A 21,680-nucleotide genomic window follows, 5' to 3' on the forward strand; every position below is an offset into this window, starting at 1 on the left:
TGTGATCAGGCCCGAAGCTTGTAGCCTGTCCTGAAAATCCAGGTGATGATGGCCAACGCGGCGGCCATGAAGACCAGCGTCATGCCCAGACTGATCCACACATCGACATCGGCCACCCCGTAAAAGCTCCAGCGGAAACCGCTCACGAGATAAACCACGGGATTGAGCAACGCGATGTTCTGCCAGGTCTCGGGCAGCATGGTGATCGAATAGAAAGTGCCGCCCAGGAACGCCAGGGGCGTAACGATGAGCAGCGGAATGAGCTGGAGTTTTTCGAACCCGTCCGCCCAGATGCCGATGATGAAGCCGATCAGCGAGAAGGTGACGGCGGTCAACACCATGAACGCCATCATCCAGATCGGATGCTGGATATGGAGATCCACAAAGAAACTGGCCGTCAGAAGGATGATCAGCGCCAGAATGACCGATTTGGTTGCCGCCGCGCCGACAAAGGCGATCACCGTCTCCACATGGGAAATCGGCGCGGTCAGGATTTCATAGACCGTACCGGCGAATTTGGGAAAGTAAATGCCGAAGGATGCGTTCGACAGCGATTGCTGCAGCAACGAGAGCATGATGAGCCCGGGCACGATAAACGCCGCATAGCTGACGCCTTCAACCGATTCGATGCGCGAGCCGATGGCCGCGCCGAACACCACGAAATAAAGCGAAGTCGAAACGACCGGGGAAATGATCGACTGGGTGACAGTGCGCCACCAGCGCGCCATTTCAAATACATATATGGCCTTGATCGCGTAGTAGTTCATGTCCGGTCCCTCAAAAGGCCAATGAAGATTTCCTCGAGCGACGACTGGTGGGTCGACAAATCCTTGATCCTGATGCCTTCGGCATTGAGGGCTCCGATCAGGGTCGCGATGCCGGTCCGGTCGGCCTGGCTGTCATAGCTGTAGCGCAGTTCCTCACCATCATCGGAGAGTTTGAGCCCGAGATCTGTCAGCGATTGCGGCAGGGTCTTGAGCGGTTCCTGCAACTGAACGGCAAGATCCTTCTTGCCAAGCTTGCGCATCAGCTCGGCTTTTTCCTCCACCAGAATGATTTCGCCATTCGAGATGACCCCGATCCGGTCGGCCATCTCCTCGGCTTCTTCGATGTAGTGGGTGGTGAGAATGATCGTGACGCCGTTTTCCCGCAGTTCGCGGACCACATTCCACATGTCGCGCCGGAGTTCGACGTCGACGCCGGCCGTCGGCTCATCGAGAAACAGGATTTCCGGTTCGTGGCTGAGCGCCTTGGCGATCAACACCCGCCGCTTCATGCCGCCCGAAAGCGTGATCAGCTTGTCGTTGCGTTTGTCCCAGAGCGAGAGGTCACGCAGGATCTTTTCGATGACCTTGTCATTGCGCGGTTTGCCGAACAGGCCGCGGGTGAACGATACGGTCGCCCAAACCGTCTCGAACCGATCCGAACTCAATTCCTGCGGCACCAGGCCAATCATGGCGCGGGTCTTGCGAAATTCGGTGACGACATCATGCCCGCCGACCAGAATCTGCCCGTCCGAGGGGCGAACCATGCCGCAGATCGTGCCGATCAGCGTGGTCTTTCCCGCGCCATTGGGCCCGAGCAGCGCGAAAATTTCGCCCACCCTGATGTCGAGATTGATATTTTTGAGGGCGTGAAAGCCCGTGTCATAGGTCTTGTTGAGACCCAGAACCGCTACCGCAGGTTCAGCAGTCGTTATTTGCATATTCATGGAAATCCGCCCTCTGGCCAGAGGTGCCTATATAAGATGCAAACGGTCGATGACCACCCCCTAAAGCAAACAAAAAAGGCCCGCCAGAAGCGGGCCTTTCCAAAAATCGGGAAGCGATGGATTAACGCTTGGAGAACTGGAACGAACGACGGGCCTTGGCCTTGCCGTACTTCTTGCGTTCAACCACACGGCTGTCGCGGGTCAGGAAGCCACCCTTCTTGAGCGTCGGGCGAAGCTCGGGCTCATAAAGGGTCAGTGCCTGGGACAGACCGTGGCGAATGGCACCGGCCTGGCCGGACAGGCCGCCGCCGGCGACCGTTGCGATCACGTCGTACTGGTCGACGCGCTCGGCGGTCACGATCGGCTGCTGCAGAATCATCTGGAGAACCGGGCGGGCGAAATAGGCTGTGAATTCCTTGCCGTTGACGGTGATCTTGCCCGAACCGGGCTTGATCCATACGCGGGCAACGGCATCCTTGCGCTTGCCGGTGGCATAGGCGCGGCCATAGCTGTCGAGCTTCTGGGTATAAACCGGCGCGTCATTGACAGCGGTATCGGTGGCCGTGCCGAGATCTTCGAGGGAGTTGATGGTCTCGGACATATTACTTCACCCTCACATTCTTGGTGTTGAGCGCGGCAACATCGAGCGTTTCGGGCTGCTGGGCTTCATGGGGATGCTCGGCACCGGCGTAAACGCGCAGGTTCTTGAGCTGGGCACGGGTCAGCGGGCCACCCGGCATCATGCGGCGCACGGCGTTTTCAACAACGCGCTCGGGGAAACGACCCTCGAGCAGTTCGCGCATGGTGCGGTCCTTGATGCCACCGGGGTAGCCGGTGTGCCAGTAAAAGCGCTTGTCGTCGAGCTTCTTGCCGGTGAACTTCACCTTGTCGGCATTGATGACAATAACATTGTCGCCCATGTCCTGGTTGGGGGTGAAGGTCGGAAGGTGCTTGCCGCGCAGGCGAGTGGCGATGACCGCAGCGAGACGGCCTACAACGAGGCCTTCCGCGTCGATCAAAACCCACTTCTTATCGATCTCGCCAGCCTTGGCCGAGTAGGTTTTCATTGTTCTTGATCCTTTTGGATATCTCTTACGAGACAAGGCCGCCAAAGCGGGAGGCCCATCCCCGGCCAGACTTGCGAATGGCCATTTCGACGCGGGTGATACAGGCCACCCGATGCGCCGTCAAGCACAAAGTAATTTCTGTTATATTACAACAGTTTAACGGCGCGGTATAATACTACCGCGAAGAAAGCCTATGCATATCAGAGAGATAGGCCACCACCATCGCCACCAGTGTGAACGCCAGCGCCTGATGGACGAGCGCGACGGGAATATTGACCACCGACAGCAGCGTCGTGATCCCTACGGCGACCTGCAGCACGATGAGCACCGCGATACGCGGCAGCCATGCGTGAACGCCCGCAAAACCGGGACCCTTGCGACCGCGCCACCACAGGACCAGCGCGTAGATCGTGATGAGGTAGGCCAGGCTCCGATGGTTGAACTGCACGGTGAGAATGTTTTCAAATATGTTGCGCCAGGCCGGGTCGATGGTGAACAGACCGCCCGGCACGATCGCGCCGTCGATCAGGGGCCAGGTGTTGTAGATGAAGCCGGCGTCCAGTCCAGCGACAAGTGCCCCTGCCCCGATCTGGATAAACAGCAGTGCGACCAGGACCCAATTGGCGATCGTCCATCCGCGTGAGGGCACAACGCCGCTGACGGGGGGTTCGAGCGTTCTGGCCACCCAGACGAGCGCCATCATCAATATGCTCGCGGCGCACAGATGGGCAGCGAGGCGATATTGAGAGACCGAAGTGAGTTCGGAAAGGCCCGACGAGACCATCCACCAGCCCAGAAACCCCTGGAAGGCGCCTGCGACAAACAGCCCCGTCATCGGCCAGACGAGGCTTTTGGGGATACGGCGCTGGATAAGGAAGATCACAAAGGGGATGGCGAAGGCAAAGCCGAGCATGCGCGCCAGAAAGCGATGGCCCCATTCCCACCAGAAGATCGATTTGAACTCATCGACGCCCATCCAGCTTTCGACAAGCCGGTACTGCGGAATCTGCTGGTAGGCCTCGAATTCGGCTTGCCAGTCGGCGGCGGACAGCGGCGGGATAATGCCCGAAATCGGCTTCCAGCTGGTGATCGAAAGGCCGGACTCGGTCAGCCGCGTACCGCCACCCACCACGACGATCAGCAACACGAACGCGGCAAGGCAGTAGAGCCAGATGCGGACGGGCCGGATGCGGTCGTAATCGAGCGATGCGGAACCAGCGGAGACGATGGCAGACACAGTAAGCGTACCGGAGTTGTCAATATTGACCGAAGTGCTAATGGGATGCCCGGCAAATGGCAATGATAACAAACGCCGCAGCATGGAGACAGCAATGACCCAGCGCCAGCGCAAGGCCGTCGGCATCGGACTGACCCTTTTGACGCTTGTGATGTGGACGGCTTTGGGCCTCTGGATCTACGAGTTGTGGCTGGTCGGAGCGCACAATCTCGTTCACCTGGCCTTTTTCGTACTGTTCGGGCTGGGCTGGGTGTTTCCGGCCATGGTGGTGATCCGGTGGATGCAGAAGCCCGACGCCTGAGGTTTACTCCACGTCGAGCCGCTTGCCCCGACGCATCAGGGTGAACACTTCGGCGGTCAGGAAAACGTCGATAAAGCGCTTTTCCTGGAACAATCCGTTGAGCGAGACCCGGGGCAGCGCATTGAGATGGGCGCGGTGTTCGGCATAAAGACCGCCCGGGCGCGTGGTCACGGCGGTGGCAAATCCCAGATCCCGCGCGGCGGCAAATTCGCGCGGGCCTGCAGCGGCGACTCCACCGATGGGATAGGACAAATGCCGCGGGCGCTTGCCGAACTGGGCTCCAAGCACATTGGCCGATTGTTCGATCTCGGCCCGCATCTGGTCTTGAGGCAGTTTTGACAGTTCGTAGTGATAGACCGTGTGCGCGCCGATGGTGCACAGCGGCTCGCCGGCAAAAGTCTTGAGTTCGGACCAGTCCATGATCAGTTCGCGACAGTGCGCGGCAAGGTCAAATCCATAGCGTTGGGCCAGTGTCCTGATCGACGCCTCGCGTTCGGGCTCGGCCATTTTGCGGTAACGCTCATAGACAAGAGCGAAGGTCGCGTTTTTCTGGTCCAGCGTCCCGGCGTCACCGTAGTGCGGGCCCTCGGGCATGTCGAATGCCACCACGTCATTGGCGGCGATGATATCCTCGAGCGCCTGCCACCAGACAATCCCCACTCCGTCAATCAAGCCGGTCGGGATATAGAGCGTGAAGGGTGCGGCGTGCCTGCGCAGGATGGGCAAGGCGTGAACGAGATTGTCGCGATAGCCGTCATCGAAGGTCAAAACGATAAAGGGCTTGGCGTCCTCTGCGCCAATCCGGCTTATGGCTTCATCGAGATCGACGATATCGAACCCGGCCTCACGCGCCCGCACAATCACCGCTTCGAGGAAATCGGGCCGGACCTGGAGGATTGAATTGGGCGAGAACTCTGCCGGAGCGTCAGGGACAACCCTGTGCAGCGTAAAAATGAGACCGCGCGCTGCGGAGAACCTGCGCAGACCGGCCGTCACCCCTGGTAGCGCCAGTGCTTCGAAGGCGGCCCTGTAAACTGAGTAAGGCGGCATCGGGACGCCCTCAGGCGACTTCGGACTGCGGTTCGGCGGTCGCAATGACACGGATATCGGAGAATCCGAGTGCGGCGATTTCTCTGGCTTCGGCGCTGTTGCTCGTGCCCGCGGACGAGAGCAGAACGCACTTGCCCTCAATGCCGGTAAAGAGAGGCAGGCTCGAGGTCATGCCGACCCGGCCGGTCACGATAACAATGGCCTCGTAGATATCGGAGAGCGCTTCGACCAGCGTCGCCACGCGCTCGGTGTTGCGGTTGAGGCGGGTGCCCTGCCCCCACGGCACGAAGGCAAACCGGTCGTCGGCGCCCCTGTGCACGACGTCGCCGAATTCTGCACCTTCCGCGCAAAGGTCGGTGAGACCCAACTCGATGCCCTGCTGGCCGCTGGCCGCGTCGATTTCAGCCACGCTCTGGCCGTTATCGACGAATGCAGCCGTGAGGCGCTCGGCAAAATCGAGGCTTTCCTGCGCGTTGTGGTCAGACGCAACCAGGATCACCCGATCGAGCCGCGCCAGCACGCTGGCAGCGAGGGCCTCGATTTCGGTATCGATCGGGGTGGCCGGGGGCCGGTGACCGGTGATCGCAAGGGGTTGAGGCGCTTCTGGTGCCGCGGTGGCCCCGGCATCATCGAGCACCGCTGCACCAGTGTCTTCCTGATCGAGATCGGGCTGCTCCGGACGGGCGGGGCGTTCAACGAGAGCCCGGCCCGACAACAGCTCGGAAAAAATGACGGCGCCGACCTGCAAAAGCACTGCGGCGATGCCGACAGCGAGCAGGACAAGGCTTGTTTTGGGCGAAGCTGGAGAACTGGAGGGCACAGCTTCGCTCACGACACGCACGTCGGGCAGCGCAGAGCCCATGTCCGAGCGCGCCGAGGCTTCAGTGAACCGCAAGAGATAGGCATTGAGCAATTCCCGCTGAGCCGCCGCCTCGCGCTCGAGTTCGGCAAGGGTTACCCCCTCAATGGTATCGGACCCCGCGGTCACCTTGACCCGTTCAAGCTCGGCCTGCAGGGATTGCTCAAGGTCGGCCTCGATCTGGGCCTGCGCCTCGAGGGCCTGGGCGACACGGCGGCCTTCATTGGAGATCTGGGTGTCGATTTCGGCAATCTGGGCATCGAGTGCCCGGATCGTGGGGTGGCTGGGCAGGAAGGTTGCTGCCTGCTGGGCACGTTCACCCTGCAGCCGCGCCATTTCCTGGCTCAATTGCTGGACGATGGCCGATGACTGAACGTCGGAAACGCCACCGACCGACTGCCCCGATTCGAGCAGGCTGCGGATCAGCTGCGCGCGCGACTGGGCAGCGTTGCGCCGCTCATTGGCAGCTGTGATCTGGGCCGAGAAATTCGAGAGCTGCTGATTGGTCAGGCTCTCGTTGTTGGAGCCGGTAAACAGGTCGTTCTGGACACGAAAATCGGCAATGGCGCGCTCTGCACCGACAACGTCCTGGCGCAGCCGGGTTATTTCCTGCTGCAACCAGGCCGTGGCATCGACTGTATCGGAAATCTGCTGGCCGGCCCGACGCTGGACATGGGCCTGAACGACTGCGTTGGCAACTTTTGCCGCCAGATCGGGATCGGTATGGCGATAGGCCACCGAAATCAACCGCGAGGCGCGCTCCTGGGTCACCACAAGATTGTCACCGATTTCGCCGACGATTTCGCTGTCGCTCCAGCCCTCGAACGCGGGCTCGTCGCGCAGCGCCGCGGTTTCGATGGCCGCCAGGATGGTGTCGCGCGACTTGATGAGTTCGATCTGGCTCGAAACGGTCGCGATGTCGATATAATAGGTTTCGGCGTTCTGGTTGCTTGCCGCGCTTGTATAGGCGGTGCTGCGCGGCTCGACGAGCAATTCGGCCCGAGATTCGTAAAGCCGGGGGACAAAGAGCAGAACCGCATAGGCCGCCGCCAGCAGCAGGACCGTCACCAGACCGATGCGGAACAGCCTGGAAACCACGGCTCTCAAAATGACGCTGGCGTCGATGCTTTCCTCGGACTTTTCTGCCCCGGATGCGGATTGGTTCATTTCGTCGCCTCTTCGTCGTCAAGCGCTTATCGCCCCGTCATGGTAAGCATTCGGTTAAGCGCGCACGGTTCTGTTTCCGATAAGGGCTTTTTAACCATGACGTGGGAGACCTAACGTCACTGCATGAAACGGGACGAATATGATGGGTCGGCTGCGCCTTGCCTTGCTATTGTTGCCGCTCTTTTTGGGAGCATGCGCGCACAGCGGACGCCCCGCCACCTATCTGGTGGAACAGAGCGGTCCCTATCTTCTGGACAGCGGCGATGTCTTGCGCATCAGTGTCTATGGGGATCCCAACCTCACCAACACCTATAGAGTCGACGATTCCGGCGCGATTTCGATGCCGCTCGTCGGTGCCGTGGCGGCGCGCGGCGGAACCACCGACGGACTGTCGCTCAAAGTGGCATCGGCGCTGGCCGCCGGGTACATGCGAAACCCGAACGTCGCCGTCGAAGTTGCTGAATACAGGCCCTTTTTCATCCAGGGCGCTATAGGGTCTTCAGGGCAATATCCCTATTCCTACGGCATGACGGTGCGTGCGGCGATCAGCGCTGCTGGCGGCTTTAGCGATACCGCCAACCGCAACACGGCAACAATCTATCGCCGGCAGGGCAATGAAATGGTCAAAGGCAGCGTGGAACTTGACTTCCCCATTCTGCCTGGCGACACCATCGTCATCGCAGAGCGCTGGATCTGATCTGTGGCCAGGGACAAACTCCGGGTTCTCCAGGTCATGCGGGCACCCGTCGGCGGGCTGTTCCGCCATGTCGCCGACCTGACGCGAACGCTGGCCGAACGCGGCCATGAGGTGGGGATCGTCGTCGATGAGAGCGGCGACGCGCAATCCGATTTAAAACTCGCGGGGCTAGAGCCGTTCGCCGCGCTGGGCATCCACCGGTTTCCGATCCCGCGCCTTCTGGGTCCCGACGATATCACCACACCGGCCAGGATTCGCGCACTGGCGAAGTCGACCGGTGCCGATATCCTCCATGGACACGGGGCGAAGGGCGGGTTCGGAGCACGGCTGGCGCGCATCGGGCGAAAGCGTGCGGGCGCGGTTTATACGCCCCATGGCGGCGCGCTGCATTTCGATCCCCGGTCGCTGTCGGGCGGGCTCTTCATGACCATCGAGCGCTCGCTCTTGCGGCTGACCGATGCGCTGATCTTTGAAAGCCGCTACGCCCAAAAGACATTTGCTTCCCATGTCGCCCAGCCTCAGGGCCGTCAGGAGGTTATTCACAACGGGTTGGCCACGGCCGAGTTCGTTCCCATAACCCCCGGCCCCGACGCCGCCGACTTCGCCTTTGTGGGCGAATTGCGGACGCTCAAGGGGATCGATCTGATCGTCGAGGCGCTGGCCCCGCTGCGCGCGCCCGACGGCCGACCCGCCACCATCATCATGGCCGGAGATGGCCCGGATGCGGCTGCCCTGCGTGAGCGGATCGCGCAGTTGGGGCTTGGTGAGCGCATCACCCTGGCCGGCATACGGCCCGCGCGGGACATTTTTGCCAGCGGCCGGTGCGTTCTGGTGCCTTCCCGCGCCGAGTCCCTGCCCTATGTGGTCATGGAAGCCGCCGCCGCCGGCCGGCCGATCATCGCCACCAATGTGGGGGGGATTGGGGAAATCTTCGGGCCGACCGCCCAAAGCCTTATCGCGCCCAACGACGTGAGCCCGCTTGGTGAGGCGATGGCGGCGTTTCTCGCCGCACCCGAGTTGCTGCAGAGAGAGGCCGAAGCACGGCGCGATTTCGTCCAGTCGCGCTTCTCGCTCGTCCACATGGTCGATGAGATCGAGGCTCTCTACCAGTCGCTAACCATTTGACCAATTGAAGGGGATAGATTTAACCCCTCTTCACCCTGAACACCCCATAGTCCCGCGCACGAAATCCATGACGATCAGTGCGAGGCCAGCCCGTGTTCAGGGTCGATCCCAAACAAGCCGTGCTCACCCACATTTCCGCAAACGCAGACGGGGCAGGTGCCACCCTTGGCGTGGATGCGGAAACGGCCGCCCGGGCGCCCATTGCCCCGACGCTATCGCACAAACTGATCTCGGGCTTTGCGCAACTGATCGAAGCGGTGCTGCTTATGGCCCTCGGGCTGGGCATTTATCTTTTCTATCTGGGCGGCGTCGATGCGGTGCTTTATGTGCCGCTTTCGCTCGGCATCGTAGCGGCCGCAAATATCGCCTTCAATATCGCCCGCACCCACAGGATCGCGGCCTACAGGACGCTTTTCAAGCAGATCCTTCAGGTTCTCGGGGGCTGGATCGCGGTCCTCCTCGTGGTCGTCGCCGGGCTGTTTCTGTTCAAGGCGGGCGATCTGGTGTCGCGGGTCTGGCTGGGCAGTTGGGCGCTGTCGGGCGGTGCCGTGCTCATCGCCTACCGGCTGGCGCTGCGGGCCCTGGTGCTGGACTGGTCGGCGAGGGGCCGGCTGCGGCGGCGCACGGTGATCGTCGGTGGTGGAGCGGGCGCCGAAGCGCTCGTGACGGCCATCGAAAAAAGTGCGACCAGCGACATCGAACTGATCGGCCTTTTTGACGACAGGGACGACGAGCGCTCCCCCGAGGCCGTCGCCGGGCTGAAAAAACTCGGCAAGGTGGCCGATCTTGTCGAGTTCGCCCGCCGGGCGCGAATCGACCTGGTTATCGTCTCGATGCCGCTTTCGGCCGAATCACGCCTGCTCGAAATGTTGCGCCAGCTCTGGGTGCTGCCGGTCGATATCCGGCTAAGCGCGCATATGAGCAAGCTGCGTTTTACCGACAAGACCTATTCCTATGTCGGAGACCTGCCGGTGTTCGAGATGGCCGACCGGCCCATATCGGACTGGAATCTCGTTTTCAAATGGGTGTTCGACAAACTGGTGGCCGTGTTTGCGCTCATCGCGCTCTCGCCGGTGATGCTGGCGACGGCCGTTGCGGTCAAGGCAACGAGCAAGGGGCCGATCCTGTTCAAGCAGGACCGGCACGGTTTCAACAACAAGCTGATCGCTGTCTATAAATTCCGTTCCATGTATACCGGCATGAGCGATGTCAGGGCCGCACGGCTCGTCACACGGGACGATCCGCGCGTAACCCCTGTCGGGCGCTTCATCCGCAGGACGTCGATCGACGAATTGCCGCAGCTCTTCAATGTGCTCAAGGGCGAATTGTCCATCGTGGGACCGCGCCCGCATGCGCTGGAAGCCAAAGCGGCCAATCGGCTTTATCACGATGCCGTCGATGGATATTTCGCCCGCCACAAGGTCAAGCCGGGTATCACCGGGTGGGCACAGATCAATGGCTGGCGCGGCGAGACCGACACCGTCGAGAAACTGATGGCCCGGGTCGATCACGATCTTTACTACATCGAAAACTGGTCGATCCTGCTCGATCTCTACATTCTGATCATGACGCCCGTTTCTCTGTTCACCAAGAGCGAGAACGCGTTTTGACCCTCACCCTGCCCGCTTCGAGAGGTCTTGCACCGTCCGACCGCGGCAGGGCGTGGTTCGGCGCGAGCGCCAAACAGGTGCTCGGGCTGATCGTTGGCATCTGGATTTTTTCGGGCGGGTTCGTCATCGTCGAGCCATCGCCCTATGAGGTGATGTTCCTTTTGGCCTTCGCCGTGGCGCTGGCCGGCGGCCTGCAATTGCGGCGCGAGACGCTGCCGCTGTTGCTGATCGTCATCGCGTTTACGCCCTTTGCGCTGATATCGCCGTTTTTCATGCAGTATCAGCCCGTGATTGACGGGCTGATCTTCAACCTCGTCACGATCTTCTTGCTCGTTACCAGCTATTTTGCCGCCAATTTCGTGGCGCAGGCACCCCACACCCATATGCGCGTGATCGCCCATGCCTATATCGCCATCGCCATTATAACGTCCGTGGTCGGCACGCTGGCCTATATGGGTATTCTGCCGGGCGAAGACGTTTTCCTGCGGTTTGGCCGCGCCAAGGCCTTTTTCAACGATCCCAATGTTTACGGGCCGTTTCTTATCCTGCCGGCCATGTTTGCCCTGCAGCGCGTTCTTTTGGGAAAGGGACGTTCGGCGCTTTGGAACGGTATTGCCTATCTGGTGATATTCGTGGGCGTTTTCGTGAGTTTTTCGCGCGGTGCCTGGGGTCATCTGGCCGCGTCGTCACTACTGGTCCTTGTCATGGTGTTTTTTCTCGAGGCATCGGCGCGGGAAAAGGTGCGCCTGCTGCTGATCGCGCTGGGTGGGCTGATGCTACTGGCGGCCGCCATGGCCGTTCTGCTGTCGATTCCCGTTGTCGCCGAGCTGTTCACCCAGCGCTTTTCCCTCACCCAGAGCTATGACACTGGCGAATTGGGCCGCTTCGGTCGCATCTGGTACACGCTCGACGTGGTGTTGACCAATCCCTGGGGCATCGGGCCGCTGGAATATGGCTTTCTGCGCATCACCGAACAGCCCCACAACACGTATCTCAATGTCGCGCTCACTTATGGCTGGGGCGGTGCGCTTGTTTATTATCTGCTTGTCGGTTCGACATTGGCCGCGGGCGGCAGGGCCCTGATCCGCGCCTCGAGCCGTCCGTTGCTGATTCCGGTTTTTGCCACCTTCGTGCCCATGATTGCCCTTTCGGCCATCATCGACACCGATCACTGGCGCCACTGGTTTCTGGTAACGGGGCTTGTCTGGGGCGTCTGCGCCGCGCCGCGTCCGGCCAAGGCTCAGGGCCGCCTGCTCCCCTAAAAGACCTTCCGGATGAGCCAGAGGACCGCGATCACCGCGGTTATGGCCACGAGCGCCCAGAACAGGGCCAGAAGGGCCACGGCGCCAAGCAATGCACCCAGCGCATCCCAGAAACCGATGGCCCCGATCAGCAGGGCAACCAGAACGATCAAAAGTATCGGCATCATACAACCCTTCAATGAACTGAGCAGAAACGGGACAAGCGCGAACATGTTCCCGCATCACCGCTTTTTGGCCATCGAACCCCTTGCGCTATGGAGCGCTATTATATAGGTGAGAGGCCAATCGGGGCGTAGCGCAGCCTGGTAGCGCATTTGTCTGGGGGACAAAGGGTCGTCGGTTCAAATCCGGCCGCTCCGACCATTTTTTCAAGGGCCCGTGCACTGGTGTTGCGCGGGCCCTTTTTGTTACCTGCCCTGCCCCATGTGTGGCAAAGTAAGGCGCCGCCTGTTCGACTGGAGGGCGCTTTCAGCCCGGAAATCGGGCCCCTTGTTCCTGAAAGCCCCATAACAAGGCGGTTCAGAGGGCGTTCAGCCGTCAAGCGATACCGATGTGGAATGTGGCGCCAAAGTGGCGCTCACCGCACTCAGGAGGCTACCGTGACGACTTTCAAGACGATTATCTCAGTGGCAATCGGTCTGACGAGTATTGTTTCGTCGGCGACTGCAGTATTGGCCGCGCCAGCGGCATCCACAACCACCCTCAACGTTCGCTCCGGCCCCGGGACCGGTTTTGGCGTCCTCGACACGCTCGCACCCGGAGAGGTCGTCGACGTTACCGAATGCGTGCCCAGCGGCTGGTGCCATGTGACCCACTCCGGCCCCAATGGCTGGGTTAGCGGCAGCTACCTGGCGCCCGTTACCCCTCCGCCGACGCCGCCAAGCCCCGATTGCAGCTTCGGGATCACCATCGGCCCGTCCGGCCCCGATTTTTCGATCAATTGCGGCGGGACACCAACGCCAACTCCGACGCCGCCCACTCCGACGCCGCCCACTCCCACTCCGCCAGCTGGCGATGAAGCCTGCTTTTACACCGGCATCAATTATGGCGGAGACGAGTTCTGCTATGGCGTTGGCACCCGCAACACGCTGAACGCGACCTTCAACGACGAAATCTCATCGGTCCGGCTGTTCGGCGCGGCAAAAGCCCGGTTGTGCACCAATGTCAATCTGACCGGCTCTTGCGTCAACGTGACGGCCAACGCGCCGATTCTCGAACCGGCGATTGCCAATCAGGCATCGTCATTGCGGGTCTATACGGGGCTGCTTCCCGTTCCGTTGCCTTTGCCGATTCCCCTGCCGACACCGGTTCCCTCGTTCTCGACCTATTCGACCGGCCCGATCGAGCTGCCCCAGACGTTTCGGGCCGATCTCGATTCCGGTGCGGTTGGCGGCTCGGGAACCGACATCTGGTTCCGTGCCGCAACGCCCTCGAGCCGGTTCATCACCCCAGTCAATGGCGCCAGCCTCGCGCTTGGCGATGGCAGCAACCGCGGCTTTGCCGGATGCTTTACGGAAAGCTTTGACGCCGATCCAGTGCCGCTCGAAGCGGTTTCGGTTGGCACCTATGTCTGCGCCAAGACCGGTGCGGGCCGCATCAGCCAGTTCCGGATCAACGCCATAGCGCCGTCCTCGCTCTCGATCGGGTACACGACCTGGTCGCACTGACCTCGCAAAGCCCGGCAGCATTTGCCATGCCGGGCTTTTTTCTCATTCTTGCGTGGACAATTCCCCTCACCGTGGCCGATAAGGCGGTCATGCAGGGGGATATGCATGACTGACGACTGGATGGGGCTCGCCGAAGCCCTTTTGCTCTGGCCCGGTTTTGAGCAGGGCGCGGCAACGCTCATCAACCTTTCGGAAAACCATACGTTTCGCATCGACTGTCCCGATGGCGGCAAGGCCATTGTGCGGGTACACCGGCCCGGATACCATTCCCGCCTTGCCATCGAGAGCGAATTGGCGTGGATGCAGGCGCTGCGGCGCGATGCCGGGCTTTTCACCCCGCAACCCCTCCCCGGAAAGGATGGCGGGTTTGTTCAGGAGGCGCCGTTCCTTGGCGGCACAAGGCACATGGTGGCCTTCGCTTTCGAAGCGGGTACAGAACCGCAGGCCGATGAAGACTTGTCGGCGGTGTTCCGACAGCTCGGCTCGCTTGCGGCGCAATGCCATTCCCATGTGATGGGGTGGACGCCGCCGCGCCAATTTGCGCGACAGGTCTGGACTGACCGGGCAATTCTCGATCCCGACGCCATCTGGGGCGACTGGCGGGCCGCGCCGGGGGTTATCGGCACCGTGCGCGCGACGCTGGATCGTCTCGACGCCCATCTGCGCTCCGAGCTTACCGACTACGGCATGGGACGGGACCGGTTCGGGCTCATCCACGCCGACATGCGGTTGGCCAATCTGCTGGTGTCCGATGGCGTCACGCGACTGATCGATTTCGACGATTGCGGGTTTTGCTGGTTCGGCTACGACTTTGGGGCGGCGGTCTCGTTTTTCGAGGACAGCGACACGGTCCCTGCCCTGCGCGCCGCATGGCTCGAAGGTTATCGCCAATATCGCCCTTATGGGGCCGAGCATGAGGTGATGCTGGACGCGATGGTCATGCTGCGCCGCATGGCGCTTCTGGCGTGGACAGGATCGCACGCCGAAACCGAGCTGGCCCAGAGCCTGCACGCCAGTTTCGCAAAGGGAACCGCTGAGATGGCGGAGCGCTATCTCACCACCGGTACCATCGACCGATAGGGCTCAATCGTAGAACAGCGAGACCCGGTGCCCGCCGATCTCGTGGACATTGATGTCCATATCGTAGATGTCCTTGAGCGCCTCGGGGGTGATGATGTCGTCCCTTCCGCCGTGGCGGATCACCCTGCCGTTTTTCATGGCAATGATGTAGTCTGAATACCAGGACGCGAAGTTGATGTCGTGCAGGACCAGAACGACCGTCTTGCCCAGTTCGTGACAGGCGCGCTGCATGAGTTTCATCATGCCCATAGCGTGCTTCATGTCGAGATTGTTGAGCGGTTCGTCGAGCAGGACATAATCTGTATCCTGACAGAGCACCATGGCGACAAAGGCCCGTTGGCGCTGCCCGCCCGAGAGTTCGTCGAGAAACCTGTCCCGCAGATCCTCGAGATTGAGATAGGCGATGGACTGGTCGATGTGGCCCTTGTCCTCGATGGTCAGCCGCCCCTTGGAATAGGGATAGCGTCCGAAGGCCACCAGATCTGCCACCGTCAGGCGTGCCGTCATGTGGTTGTCCTGGCGCAGGATCGACATGCGCCGGGCCAGAACGTCGCTGGGCGTATCGGACACATCGAGACCATCGACGGTCACCGAGCCCGCATCCATGCCCAGAAGTCGCGAAATGATGGAAAGCATGGTGGATTTGCCCGCGCCGTTCGGCCCGATGATCGAGGTGATGCCACGGGAGGGCAGTTCGATCGACACGTCGTCGACCACGGCGGTTTCGCCGTAATATTTCTTGATGCCGGACGTGATGATCATCGCGCCGCTCCCCGTAGAATGAGAATGATGAAGACGAGGCCGCCGGCAAATTCGATGATCACCGATATTGCGGTGGTGAAATTGAAGACACGCTCGAGAATCAACTGCCCGCCCAGCAAACAGATGACGCCGAGCATGATGGTCGCCGGCAGCACGTAGCGATGCTTGGAGGTTCCCATCATCAGGTAACCGAGATTGGCCACCAGCAGCCCGAAGAACGTCACGGGCCCAACCAGCGCCGTGGACACCGAAACAAGCAGCGTCACCAGCAGAAGAATGATCAGGACCGTCCGCTTGTAGGGGACGCCCAGATTTATCGCCGTTTCCCTGCCGAGCGAGAGGACGTCGAATGTATGCCCTATCCGCCAGGCGACCACGGTCGCCAACCCGATTATCACCATGGAAACCGTAAGCAGATCGGTGTTGAGCGAATTGAAACTGGCAAACAGGCTGTCCTGGATGCGGGCGAATTCATTGGGGTCGATGATCCGCACCATGAAATTGGACATGGAGCGAAACAGCGTGCCGATGACAATCCCCACCAGTACCATCAGATGCAGGCTGCGGTGGCGACCGGAAAACATCCACAGACACAGCAGCCCCGAGAACACGAGCATGGCGCCCAGTTCGATGGAGAACTTGATGTAGGGGTGAACCGTCGCCGCGGCGAGCCCGCCGAACAGAAAGACCGTTGCGGTCTGGATGAGCACGTAAAGGGAATCGAATCCCATGATCGATGGGGTGAGGATGCGGTTCTGCATCACGGTCTGGAACATGACCGTGGAAAGCCCGATCGCGTAGGCGACCAGCACCATTGTGAGTACCTTGGTGCCCCTGAAACTGAGAACGAACCCCCAGCTTCCACGCGCCCCGACGGTCATGAACAACACGATGGTGATCACCGTCAGGACTGCGAGACCGGCAAGAATGTATTCGGGCGCTATGCGGCGGCGCGCCATCATGATGACATCAGCCAAGGCGGGCCTCCCGGCGCAACAGAAGATACAGGAACAGCACGGCCCCGACGATGCCGACGACGACACCGACCGGTATCTCATAGGGGTAGCGCACGAGACGCCCCACGATGTCGCAGGCCAGAACGAAACCCGCGCCGAACAGCGCAATCCATGGAACCGAGCGTCGCAGATTGTCACCCATCATCATCGAGACCAGATTGGGCACGATCAGCCCCAAAAAGGGGATGGCCCCGACCGTCACCACCACCGTTGCACTGATGAGCGAAATGATGACGAGCCCCAGGGTCATGACGTTGCGATGGTTGAGGCCGAGATTGGTCGTAAAGTCCTCCCCCATCCCTGCCACCGTAAACCGGTCTGCCGCGAGCCAGGCGATAAGCGTCAGGGCGGCGGCAATCCACAGCAGCTCATAGCGTCCGCTCAGAACAGTCGAGAAATCTCCCGACTGCCAGTTGCCGAGCGATTGCAGCAGCTCGAAGCGATAGGCGAAAAAGGTGGTGATCGAGGAGATGATGCCGCCGAGCATGATGCCGACAAGCGGAACCAGCAGCACCGAGCGCAGCGGAATTTCGCGCAGGATACGCAGGAACAGCGCCGTCCCGGCCAGCGCGAACACCGAGGCGATGAGCATCTTGCCGATCAGCGGAATGTTGGGAAAAAACAGCAGGACGACCAGCATGCCCAATCCGGCCGACTCTGTGGTGCCGGCGGTCGAGGGCTCGACAAACCGGTTTCGCGCCAGCATCTGCATGATCATGCCGGCAATGGCCAGCCCCATTCCAGAAAGGATGAGGGCCAGCGTGCGCGGAATGCGGCTGACGAGAAGGATCATCAGCGCCCGGCCATCCTCGCTTCCCGACATCAGGGTGGCGAGCGAGACGTTCGAGACACCGATGAACAGGCTGACGACGGCGAGGGCCAGAACGAAGGCTGCAGCGAGGAATAGGCGTGTCACCGGCGGTGTGGTCTCCGATATCGTGCGGCGCACACCCCAGGCGAAGGGGTGTGCGCCGATCAGTTCAGCGGGTTTTTGCTGTTATTGGACGTCGGCGCCGATGGCTTCGCCGACTTCGACGACCATCTGATTGAGCGTATAGAGACCGCCATTGACGATGTAGAAGTTCACCGGATTGACATAGACCACCCGGTCGTTCTGCCAGGCCTTCATCTGATGGACCAGATCGTTGTCGAGCACCTGCTGGGCCGGCTGGCCCCCATCGGCGGCACCGACAGCGGCGTCACGGTCGAGCACGAACAGCCAGTCGGGATCGGTTTCGAGCAGGAATTCGAAGGAGACAGCCTCACCATGGGTGGCTTCTTCGACGTCCTCGATGACCGGCACGACGCCAAGATCGTCATGGATCCAGCCAAAGCGCGATCCCGGTCCGAACGCGGAAATGCGGCCGCCGCTGACGCTGATGAACAGCGCATTGCCGACGGTGGGCGCGGTTTCCTGCACGGCCGCCATATTGGCATCGACCTGGGCGATCAGTTCGGCCACTTCGGCCTGTTTGCCAAAGATTTCCCCGAGCGTTTCGGAGCGCTGCTTGATTGTGGCCGGGAAATCGGTCCAGTCGACCGACAGGTCCAGGGTGGGCGCGATTTCGGAAAGCTGGGGATAGACCGCCGAGGAGCGGCCGGCGACAAAGATCGCGTCGGGCTGTTCGGCATTGACGAGTTCGTAATCAGGCTCGAACAGCGAGCCGATCTTGAGCGCGTCGCGATACTGGCTCAGATGGTCGGGAAAGCTGGCATCGGGTACGCCGTCGACTTCAACGCCGATGGCGGCAAGTGTGTCGATGGTCCCAAGATCATAGGCAAAGATTTTTTCGGGAATGCCCGGCAGTACCGTTTCGCCCTGGGCGTGTTGCGCCGTGATTTCCTGCGCGGACGCTCCAGCGGTGAGGGCGAGCGAAGCCGCAAGGGCAAGGGCCGCGGTGGCGGTCCGGAAATGGTTTGAAGAATGCACGATCACAATCCAATCGTTGGCTAAGGGTCGGATGTGCAGCCAATGCTGACTGCAAACATCAGGTTATTAGCCAGCATGCCGACCCGCGTCAACATAGTTGATCGCTATAATCAGGTTTTGATTTTTCGGAACGTTAAGTGCGCGCCTTGTCGAGCAGAACGCGGCATTGCTCAAGAGATTCAAGCGCCGAGGCAAGGGTTTCGCGCTGCGTGTCGGATAACCCTGTCGCCTTGGGGCCTCGCTGTTCTCCGTTGTCGACCGGTGCCGCCAGGGTATGGCCGGCCTCGATTTCCACGAACTCGACGGCGTCGGCGGTTTCGGCCGGCTCCACATGAGGCTGGGGTGCGATGGGACGGATGGACCCTGTCTCGCCGATGGCCACGACATGTCTGGCGCCCTGCTCCTTGAGGATGCGCTGGACGCCCTTGATCGTGAAACCCTGGTCGTAGAGAAGGTGGCGGATACCCTTGAGCAGCTGAACGTCATCAGGGCGATAATAGCGCCGCCCACCGCCACGCTTGAGTGGCTTGATCTGCGTGAACCGCGTTTCCCAGAAACGCAGCACATGCTGAGGTAGGTCGAGTTCGTCTGCCGCTTCGGATATCGTCCGGAAGGCGTCTGGCGATTTGTCCAACGCAAGTGCCCCGGTAAAAGTTGTTATTTTCCAGATCGAACCATAGATTTGTTGATCTTGGATTTCAAGACATTGGATGGTTTGAACACAAGAACCTGCCGGGGCAGGATCGGAACCTCCTCGCCAGTCTTGGGATTCCGGCCAATTCGCTCGTTTTTCGAGCGGACCTGAAACGATCCAAAGGACGACAATTTCACATTATCGCCCGATGCCAGAGCGTCGCTGACGATCTGAAGGACGCGCTCTACAAGTTCCGCCGATTCGGTGCGCGACAAGCCGACGGACTGATAGACTGACTCGGCCAGATCGGCGCGAGTCACGGTTTTTCCCGACATGGTGTTCCCCTCAATCTCATTGAGACCCGCAACAGCCCCCAAGATTTCAACCACTTAACGCCCAAATTGGATCGGGGTCAACGCCTACCACACAATGAGCGCGGCGCCCCAGGTGAACCCGCCGCCCATCGCTTCGATCATCACCAGATCGCCTTTCTTGATTCGTCCGTCCTCGCTGGCCACCCACAGAGCCAGTGGCACGGAGGCAGCCGAGGTGTTGGCGTGCTTGTCCACGGTCACGATGGTCTTGGCTTCGGGAATGCCGAGCTTGCGGCCCGCGCCATCGATAATGCGCTTGTTGGCCTGATGGGGAACAAACCAGTCGAGATCTTCGGTCGTCTTGCCGGTCTTGGCCAGAACCTCTTCTATAACGTCGGAGATCATGCCCACGGCGTGCTTGAACACTTCGCGGCCCTCCATGCGCAGATGCCCGATCGACTGGGTGGTCGAAACACCGCCATCGACATAAAGCTTGTCCCAATGACTGCCATCGGTGCGCAGGCTCGAGACCAGGATGCCGTTTTCCGGGGCGTCATCGGCCACCTCCTGCGCTTCGAGAATTATGGCCCCGGCCCCGTCGCCGAACAGCACGCAGGTGGTTCTGTCGTTCCAGTCGAGGATGCGCGAGGCGGTTTCGGCGCCGATCACCAGCGCCCGCTTGGCCATGCCTGTCTTGAGGTAGCTGTCGGCCGTCGCCACGCCGAACACGAAGCCCGAGCACACGGCCTGCACGTCGAAGGCCGAGCCTTTGGTAATGCCGAGCTTTTGCTGCAGGATGGCCGCCGTCGCCGGAAAGGTGCGATCGGGGGTCGTTGTACCCACGACGATCAGATCGATCTCGCTGGCGTCCATCCCGGCATTTTCGAGCGCACGCTGCGCGGCAACCAGGGCAAGATCGGAGGTGTATTCGCCTTCCGCGGCGATGTGACGCTGCCGGATGCCAGTGCGCTGCACGATCCACTCGTCCGAGGTATCGACGATTTTGGCCAGGTCGTCATTGGACATAACGCGTTGCGGCAGATAGCCACCAACGCCACGCACAACAGATTGGATTTTGGTCACGCGGAAGGTGCCTCCAGATTGGACGGTTCTGCCGGCAGGGCCAGCGCGGGGAAGCGTTTCATGCCTTCCCCGATCTTTGCGAGGAGATCGTTGCGGGCCATTTCATAGGCGACGCTGAGTGCGCTTTTGTAGCCGATCTCGTCAGTTCCACCATGGCTCTTGATAACGACACCATTGAGGCCGAGAAAAACCCCCCCGTTTACGGTGCGCGGGTCCATCTTTGAGCGGATGGCATTGAGCGCGCCGCGCGCGAACACCGCGCCGATCTTGCTCATCAGCGAAGAGGTCATGGCGTTGCGCAGATAGGTGCCGACCTGCCGGGCGGTGCCTTCGGCCGTCTTGAGCGCGATATTGCCGGTAAACCCTTCGGTGACCACCACATCGACGGTGCCCTTGCCCAGATCGTCGCCCTCGACGAACCCCTTGTAGGTAAATCCTGCACCCGAGGTCTCGGCAAGGATCTTGCCGGCATCCTTGACCCATTCATTGCCCTTGGCCTCCTCGACGCCGACGTTGAGGAGACCGATGGTGGGGCTTTCGATATCGAACAGGGCGCGGGCCAGCGCCGAGCCCAGGATCGAGAAATCGACCAGTTGCTGGGCGTCGGCCCCGATGGTCGCGCCCACGTCGAGCACGACGATGTCGGAGCGAAGTGTCGGCCAGATCGCCGAAATCGCCGGGCGGGAAATGCCTTCCATGGTGCGCAGGCAGAAGGTCGCCATGGCCATCAGCGCGCCGGTATTGCCGCCTGAGATCGCCACGTCGGCCTCTCCGTCCTTGACCGACTGGATGGTCGCCCACATCGAGGAGGTGCCCCTGCCCTTGCGCAGCGCCTGGCTGGGCTTGTCATCCATGGTGATGACGTTTTCGCTGTGCCGGATCTGCGAGACGGCCTTGAGTTCTGAAAATTCTTCGAGCAGAGGGGTCAGCACCTCCTCGCGCCCGTGAAAAATAAACCGTGCATCGGGATGTTCGCGAAGCAGCAATTTGGCGCCATGCAGCGGAGCACGCGGCGCGTTGTCCCCGCCCATTGCGTCGACGGAGATCGTTATGGTTTCAGTCATTGCCTGCCTTGAAACGTTCCCGAAAATCGGCGCTCACCATAGTC

The 21,680-nt window shown here is 60.9% G+C and carries 23 protein-coding genes and 1 tRNA gene; 8 read left to right on the forward strand and 16 right to left on the reverse strand.

The window, feature by feature from the left end; genetic code table 11:
* Positions 1-5: 5 nt before the first annotated feature.
* The 5 genes from V6617_RS11135 to V6617_RS11155 all read right to left on the reverse strand — a co-directional run bounded on the left by V6617_RS11135 (position 6) and on the right by V6617_RS11155 (position 4,015).
* The gene (locus V6617_RS11135) at positions 6-767 is read right to left on the reverse strand and encodes an ABC transporter permease (RefSeq protein ID WP_338607043.1); all 762 of its coding nucleotides are present in this window, start codon (positions 765-767) and stop codon (positions 6-8) included.
* Positions 764-1,711 carry an ABC transporter ATP-binding protein gene (locus V6617_RS11140; RefSeq protein ID WP_338607044.1) on the reverse strand — a complete coding sequence of 316 codons (948 nt, stop codon included), beginning with the start codon at positions 1,709-1,711 and terminating at the stop codon, positions 764-766. The genes V6617_RS11135 and V6617_RS11140 overlap by 4 nt, the downstream gene beginning before the upstream one ends.
* A gap of 121 nt (positions 1,712-1,832) precedes the next feature.
* Positions 1,833-2,312, reverse strand: a complete 480-nt coding sequence (gene rpsI / locus V6617_RS11145; protein ID WP_338607045.1) for a 30S ribosomal protein S9 — start codon at positions 2,310-2,312, stop codon at positions 1,833-1,835.
* A gap of 1 nt (position 2,313) precedes the next feature.
* Positions 2,314-2,778 (reverse strand): 50S ribosomal protein L13, encoded by a 465-nt coding sequence (gene rplM, locus V6617_RS11150; RefSeq protein ID WP_014130335.1) that lies wholly within the window; start codon positions 2,776-2,778, stop codon positions 2,314-2,316.
* Between the two features lie 175 nt (positions 2,779-2,953).
* On the reverse strand, positions 2,954-4,015 hold the full coding sequence (locus tag V6617_RS11155) for a COX15/CtaA family protein (protein ID WP_338607046.1): 1,062 nt from the start codon (positions 4,013-4,015) through the stop codon (positions 2,954-2,956).
* Between the two features lie 94 nt (positions 4,016-4,109).
* On the opposite strand from V6617_RS11155, the gene V6617_RS11160 reads away from it, so the two are divergent.
* Positions 4,110-4,316 (forward strand): DUF2842 domain-containing protein, encoded by a 207-nt coding sequence (locus V6617_RS11160; RefSeq protein WP_338607047.1) that lies wholly within the window; start codon positions 4,110-4,112, stop codon positions 4,314-4,316.
* A gap of 3 nt (positions 4,317-4,319) precedes the next feature.
* On the opposite strand, the gene V6617_RS11165 is transcribed toward V6617_RS11160, so the two are convergent.
* Together V6617_RS11165 and V6617_RS11170 are read right to left on the reverse strand one after the other, a co-directional pair.
* A complete protein-coding gene (locus V6617_RS11165) occupies positions 4,320-5,366 on the reverse strand; it encodes a polysaccharide deacetylase family protein (protein ID WP_338607048.1) in 1,047 nt (348 codons plus the stop codon).
* 10 nt (positions 5,367-5,376) lie between these two features.
* A complete protein-coding gene (locus tag V6617_RS11170; protein WP_338607049.1) occupies positions 5,377-7,392 on the reverse strand; it encodes a GumC family protein in 2,016 nt (671 codons plus the stop codon).
* Between the two features lie 139 nt (positions 7,393-7,531).
* On the opposite strand from V6617_RS11170, the gene V6617_RS11175 reads away from it, so the two are divergent.
* The 4 genes from V6617_RS11175 to V6617_RS11190 all read left to right on the forward strand — a co-directional run bounded on the left by V6617_RS11175 (position 7,532) and on the right by V6617_RS11190 (position 12,086).
* Positions 7,532-8,089, forward strand: coding sequence for a polysaccharide biosynthesis/export family protein (locus V6617_RS11175; protein WP_338607050.1), 558 nt, complete (start codon positions 7,532-7,534; stop codon positions 8,087-8,089).
* Positions 8,090-8,092: 3 nt separating this feature from the next.
* On the forward strand, positions 8,093-9,214 hold the full coding sequence (locus tag V6617_RS11180) for a glycosyltransferase family 4 protein (RefSeq protein WP_338607051.1): 1,122 nt from the start codon (positions 8,093-8,095) through the stop codon (positions 9,212-9,214).
* Positions 9,215-9,306: 92 nt separating this feature from the next.
* The gene (locus V6617_RS11185) at positions 9,307-10,824 is read left to right on the forward strand and encodes an undecaprenyl-phosphate glucose phosphotransferase (protein WP_338607052.1); all 1,518 of its coding nucleotides are present in this window, start codon (positions 9,307-9,309) and stop codon (positions 10,822-10,824) included.
* Positions 10,821-12,086 carry an O-antigen ligase family protein gene (locus V6617_RS11190; protein ID WP_338607053.1) on the forward strand — a complete coding sequence of 422 codons (1,266 nt, stop codon included), beginning with the start codon at positions 10,821-10,823 and terminating at the stop codon, positions 12,084-12,086. Before V6617_RS11185 ends, V6617_RS11190 begins: the two co-directional genes overlap by 4 nt.
* Here the strand turns inward: V6617_RS11190 and V6617_RS11195 are convergent.
* Positions 12,083-12,253 (reverse strand): hypothetical protein, encoded by a 171-nt coding sequence (locus V6617_RS11195; protein WP_338607054.1) that lies wholly within the window; start codon positions 12,251-12,253, stop codon positions 12,083-12,085. The two genes, V6617_RS11190 and V6617_RS11195, sit on opposite strands and share 4 nt — an antisense overlap.
* 119 nt (positions 12,254-12,372) lie before the next feature.
* Between V6617_RS11195 and V6617_RS11200 the strand changes: the two genes are divergently transcribed.
* From V6617_RS11200 to V6617_RS11210, 3 genes are all read left to right on the forward strand, one after another.
* Positions 12,373-12,449: transfer RNA gene (locus V6617_RS11200), tRNA-Pro, on the forward strand.
* Positions 12,450-12,685: 236 nt separating this feature from the next.
* The gene (locus V6617_RS11205; protein WP_338607055.1) at positions 12,686-13,753 is read left to right on the forward strand and encodes an SH3 domain-containing protein; all 1,068 of its coding nucleotides are present in this window, start codon (positions 12,686-12,688) and stop codon (positions 13,751-13,753) included.
* Positions 13,754-13,858: 105 nt separating this feature from the next.
* On the forward strand, positions 13,859-14,833 hold the full coding sequence (locus tag V6617_RS11210; RefSeq protein ID WP_338607056.1) for a phosphotransferase enzyme family protein: 975 nt from the start codon (positions 13,859-13,861) through the stop codon (positions 14,831-14,833).
* Between the two features lie 3 nt (positions 14,834-14,836).
* On the opposite strand, the gene V6617_RS11215 is transcribed toward V6617_RS11210, so the two are convergent.
* The 8 genes from V6617_RS11215 to plsX form a co-directional block, all read right to left on the reverse strand.
* The gene (locus V6617_RS11215) at positions 14,837-15,595 is read right to left on the reverse strand and encodes an ABC transporter ATP-binding protein (protein ID WP_338607057.1); all 759 of its coding nucleotides are present in this window, start codon (positions 15,593-15,595) and stop codon (positions 14,837-14,839) included.
* The gene (locus V6617_RS11220) at positions 15,592-16,554 is read right to left on the reverse strand and encodes an iron chelate uptake ABC transporter family permease subunit (RefSeq protein WP_338610693.1); all 963 of its coding nucleotides are present in this window, start codon (positions 16,552-16,554) and stop codon (positions 15,592-15,594) included. The genes V6617_RS11215 and V6617_RS11220 overlap by 4 nt, the downstream gene beginning before the upstream one ends.
* A gap of 10 nt (positions 16,555-16,564) precedes the next feature.
* Complete coding sequence (locus V6617_RS11225) at positions 16,565-17,527, reverse strand: ABC transporter permease (RefSeq protein ID WP_338607058.1); 963 nt, start codon at positions 17,525-17,527, stop codon at positions 16,565-16,567.
* Between the two features lie 81 nt (positions 17,528-17,608).
* Positions 17,609-18,547 (reverse strand): siderophore ABC transporter substrate-binding protein, encoded by a 939-nt coding sequence (locus V6617_RS11230; RefSeq protein WP_422394778.1) that lies wholly within the window; start codon positions 18,545-18,547, stop codon positions 17,609-17,611.
* A 127-nt stretch (positions 18,548-18,674) separates the two neighbouring features.
* On the reverse strand, positions 18,675-19,175 hold the full coding sequence (locus V6617_RS11235) for a MerR family transcriptional regulator (protein WP_338607060.1): 501 nt from the start codon (positions 19,173-19,175) through the stop codon (positions 18,675-18,677).
* Positions 19,176-19,198: 23 nt separating this feature from the next.
* On the reverse strand, positions 19,199-19,510 hold the full coding sequence (locus V6617_RS11240) for an integration host factor subunit alpha (protein WP_014130317.1): 312 nt from the start codon (positions 19,508-19,510) through the stop codon (positions 19,199-19,201).
* Positions 19,511-19,594: 84 nt separating this feature from the next.
* Positions 19,595-20,515 carry a beta-ketoacyl-ACP synthase III gene (locus V6617_RS11245; protein WP_338610694.1) on the reverse strand — a complete coding sequence of 307 codons (921 nt, stop codon included), beginning with the start codon at positions 20,513-20,515 and terminating at the stop codon, positions 19,595-19,597.
* Positions 20,516-20,568: 53 nt separating this feature from the next.
* Positions 20,569-21,636, reverse strand: coding sequence for a phosphate acyltransferase PlsX (gene plsX / locus V6617_RS11250; RefSeq protein WP_338607061.1), 1,068 nt, complete (start codon positions 21,634-21,636; stop codon positions 20,569-20,571).
* Positions 21,637-21,680 lie beyond the last annotated feature (44 nt).

Source organism: Pelagibacterium nitratireducens (genome assembly GCF_037044555.1).
Taxonomy (GTDB): domain Bacteria; phylum Pseudomonadota; class Alphaproteobacteria; order Rhizobiales; family Devosiaceae; genus Pelagibacterium; species Pelagibacterium nitratireducens.